This window comes from uncultured Corynebacterium sp., assembly GCF_937999985.1.
Taxonomy (GTDB): Bacteria; Actinomycetota; Actinomycetes; order Mycobacteriales; family Mycobacteriaceae; genus Corynebacterium.
Genome location: NZ_CALLDG010000047.1, coordinates 1 through 3,673, shown reverse-complemented (window position 1 = coordinate 3,673; position 3,673 = coordinate 1). Strand labels below are relative to the sequence as shown.

At 66.0% G+C, this 3,673-nt stretch carries 4 protein-coding genes and 1 pseudogene; all 5 read left to right on the top strand.

The annotated features are described in order from the left end of the window. The coding region (gene ribD, locus Q0331_RS02060) for a bifunctional diaminohydroxyphosphoribosylaminopyrimidine deaminase/5-amino-6-(5-phosphoribosylamino)uracil reductase RibD (protein ID WP_298074427.1) at positions 1-895 on the top strand (895 nt) is incomplete at its 5' end. 66 nt (positions 896-961) lie between these two features. Next, positions 962-1,594: a riboflavin synthase gene (locus tag Q0331_RS02055; protein ID WP_298074425.1), complete on the top strand. Its 633-nt coding sequence runs from the start codon at positions 962-964 to the stop codon at positions 1,592-1,594. 18 nt (positions 1,595-1,612) lie between these two features. Next, positions 1,613-2,884, top strand: coding sequence for a bifunctional 3,4-dihydroxy-2-butanone-4-phosphate synthase/GTP cyclohydrolase II (locus Q0331_RS02050; protein WP_298074424.1), 1,272 nt, complete (start codon positions 1,613-1,615; stop codon positions 2,882-2,884). 87 nt (positions 2,885-2,971) lie between these two features. Further along, entirely contained in the window at positions 2,972-3,400 is a 429-nt protein-coding gene (ribH, locus tag Q0331_RS02045) for a 6,7-dimethyl-8-ribityllumazine synthase (RefSeq protein ID WP_080561529.1), read from the top strand. 35 nt (positions 3,401-3,435) lie between these two features. After that, positions 3,436-3,673: pseudogene (locus Q0331_RS02040) on the top strand (PH domain-containing protein); the annotation flags it as partial.

The following is a 3,673-nucleotide window of genomic DNA, read 5'->3' as shown; positions in this document are numbered from 1 at the left end:
GCAGGCCGGCGAAAAAGCCCGGGGTGGTCGGGCGATTGTCACCCTGGAGCCCTGCAACCACACCGGCCGTACCGGCCCGTGCGCCGAGGCGCTCATCCGCGCCGGCATCCGGCGGGTGGATTTCCTCTTCGCGGACCCAAACCCCACCGCCGGGGGCGGCGCCGCCACGCTCCACGCGGCCGGGGTGGAGGTACACGGCCCCTACCTGCCGCATCCGACGGCCAGCGACGCGGCGCGACTGCCTGCGTGGTCGGAGGTGTATAGCGTGGAACCCTGGCTGATTTCCGAGGCCCAGCAGCGCCCGCACGTGTGCCTGAAGATGGCCTCCACGCTGGATGGACGGGTGGCAGCCGTGGACGGAAGCAGCCAGTGGATCACCGGCGGGCCAGCGCGCGTGGCGGTGCACGAGGATAGGACGCGCCGCGACGCGATCTTGGTGGGCACTGGAACCATTGCGGCGGATAACCCGCGTCTGACCGCCCGCGATGCCGACGGGCGGCCCTTCCCCGAGGAGCTACAGCCGCTGCGAGTCATCATGGGTACCAGCGACATCCCGGCGGACGCGGCGGTGTTCGCCGCGCCCGGACACGCCCTGCACCTGCAGACCCGCGACGTCCACGAAGTGCTGGCGGAGCTCTGGAAGCGCGACGTGCGCACCCTGCTGGTGGAAGGCGGAGCTCGGGTAGCCGCAGCCTTCCTGAAAGCCAACGCGGTGGACGAGGTTCAGTACTACGCAGCCCCGGCGGTATTGGGGGCGGGGGTGGCGTCACTAAGCGATAGCGAGAACAGCCTCGGCCAAACGATCGGGGACATCCGGCGCTTCGTCCCGCGTGAGCTGCAGGTTTTCGGCCAAGACCTGCGCTGGACGATGACCGCGCCCGGGCGCACCCCCTGATACTGGGATCAACCCACAGTGGGATAATGTGTATGTAATCACATACACAAAAATTAAGGAGCGCGTATGTTCACCGGAATCATCGAGGAGGTCGGGCGGGTAGCCGCGATCGAAGAAGCCGGGGATTCTTTAAAGATGCGCTTCACGGTTCCGGGTGTGCTGGAGGACGCCAAGCGCGGCGATTCCATCGCCATCAACGGCGTGTGCCTGACCGTGGCCGAGCTTTCGCCCGAGGAGTTCACCGCCGACGTGATGCAAGTGACGCTGGACTACAGCGCGCTGGGCAGCGTTTCCGTCGGCGACCGGGTGAACGTCGAGCGCGCCATGGCCAGCGGCCAGCGCTTCGGCGGGCACATCGTGCAGGGGCACGTGGACGGCACCGCGACCTTGCAGGAGCGCCGTCCCTCGGAGCACTGGGAGGTGTTCCGCTTCCAGCTGGAGGATCCCCAACTGGCGCGCTACGTGGCCAAGAAGGGTTCCGTGGCGATCAACGGCACGTCGCTGACCGTGGCGGAGGTAGCCGAAGCAAGAGGTTCTGGCTCGGTCGAGGCGTGGTTCGAAGTCTCCCTGATCCCAACCACTCTGGCGGACACGATGCTGGGGGATCTGAACCCGGGCGATACGGTGAATGTGGAATGCGACGTACTAGCGAAGTACGTCGAGCGGCTGGCACAGCACGGCGCGCAGGATAATCAGTAAAAGGCATAGAGGGCACCAATGAGCACGAGCGAAACTAGCGAACCCCAAGACATCAAACTGGATTCCGTAGAGCGCGCCATCGCCGAAATCGCGGCGGGCAAGGCCGTGGTGGTCGTCGACGACGAGGATCGGGAGAACGAGGGAGACCTCATCTTCGCCGCGCAGCTGGCCACCCCAGAGCTGATGGCCTTCATGGTGCGCCACAGCTCCGGCTATGTGTGCGTGGGCATGGATAGCGCCGACTGCGACCGTCTAGGGCTGCCGCCGATGGTGGCCCGCAACGAGGATGTGCGCGGTACGGCCTACACCGTCACCGTGGACGCCGCCGAGGGCGTGGATACCGGCATCAGCGCCACCGACCGTGCCCGCACCGTGCGTCTGCTGGCCGATCCTACTTCCACCGTCGCCACCTTTAACCGCCCCGGCCACGTGGTGCCGCTGCGTGCAAAGCGCGGAGGCGTGCTCGTGCGACAGGGGCACACGGAAGCAGCGGTGGACCTGGCCCGCGCAGCGAACCTGGCGCCCGCCGGCGCACTATGCGAGATCGTCTCTGAGGAAGATCCCACGACCATGGCCCGCCTGCCGGAGCTGCGCCGCTTCGCCGACGAGCACAACCTGGCTCTGATCAGCATCGAGCAGCTGCAGGATTGGCGCCGCCACCATACCCAGACCCTCGAGCGCGCCGTGGAAACCCGCCTGCCGACCGTCCATGGCGAATTCCGGGCCATCGGCTACGTCAACATCATCGACGGCACGGAGCACGTGGCTCTGGTCAAGGGCGATGTGAGCACCGGCAGCACCGGCAACACCGCTAACGAAGAGCCGGTTCCGGTGCGTGTGCACTCCGAGTGCCTGACCGGCGATGTCTTCGGTTCCCGTCGCTGCGACTGCGGGGACCAGCTTTCCGCCGCTCTGGACTACATCGAGGCCAAGGGGCGGGGAGTGGTCATCTACCTGCGCGGCCACGAGGGGCGAGGCATCGGGCTGTTGCCGAAGCTGCGGGCCTACGTGCTGCAGGACGAGGGCCTGGATACCGTCGACGCGAATCTGGAGCAGGGTCTTCCTGTGGATGCCCGCGAGTACAGCGCCGCCGCGCAGATCCTCAAAGACCTGCAGGTTCAATCAGTAGCGCTGATCTCCAACAACCCGGACAAGATCCACGACCTGGCCAGCCACGGCGTGGACGTGACCAAGCGCATCCCGGTGGAGCTGAACGCCAACGAGGACAATGTGGTGTACCTGCGCACGAAACGCGACCGCATGGGCCACCAACTCGATACCCTGGACTAGAACCCACTAGAAGAAAGAAGGAGCCTCGCAACCGTGGCACACAACGGAGTCGCCGACGTCCAGCTCAAGGCCGGTTCTGCCTATGGCATGACCGTGGCCGTCATCAGCGCATCCTGGAACGCCGACATCACCGACCAGCTGCACGAGCACTCGATCGCCGCTGCCAAGGAGGCCGGGGCGCAGGTCTCGGAGTGGCGGGTCGCCGGGGCACTGGAGCTGCCGGTTGCCGTCGCCGCGGCATGTAAGCGTTTTGACGCCGTAGTGGCGAATGGCTGCGTAATCCAGGGGGAGACCGAGCACTTCCGCGTGGTCTGCGATGCGGTCACCTACGGCCTGACGCGCGCAGGCATGGACTCTGGCACGCCCGTCGGCAACGGCGTGCTGACCGTCGATACCCATGAGCAGGCGGTGGACCGTGCGGGTGGCGTCGATGCGAAAGAGGACAAGGGACGCGACGCAGCGGTCGCCGCGATCCACACCGCGCTGGTGCTACGCCAGATCGAGCGTGGCGTTTAGGGTCTACCACTCCGGACAGAGTAGGGTGGATTGCCGTGAGCGATAAGGAGAATTGGGAGCTGGAAGTATCCTCGCCCTTCCTAAAGAAGCTGGCGTGGATCCTGGTCGTGCTGATCATGGCGGTGCACATCTTGATGGCCATCGTCGTGGCCGTGGGGGATACCGGTGTGACGGTGACGAAGGCCGACCAATGGGGGTTCATCGGCATCGGCCTGGTCTTCTCCTTCGTGGCGCTATCCCTGCTGCGCCCGCACGTCAAGGTGAACAGTGAGG

Bases quoted from the DNA above. Each gene is read 5' to 3' on its own strand.
- Q0331_RS02055 (WP_298074425.1), top strand. From the start codon at position 962: ATGTTCACCGGAATCATCGAGGAGGTCGGGCGGGTAGCCGCGATCGAA.
- ribH (WP_080561529.1), top strand. From the start codon at position 2,972: ATGACCGTGGCCGTCATCAGCGCATCCTGGAACGCCGACATCACCGAC.
- Q0331_RS02050 (WP_298074424.1), top strand. From the start codon at position 1,613: ATGAGCACGAGCGAAACTAGCGAACCCCAAGACATCAAACTGGATTCC.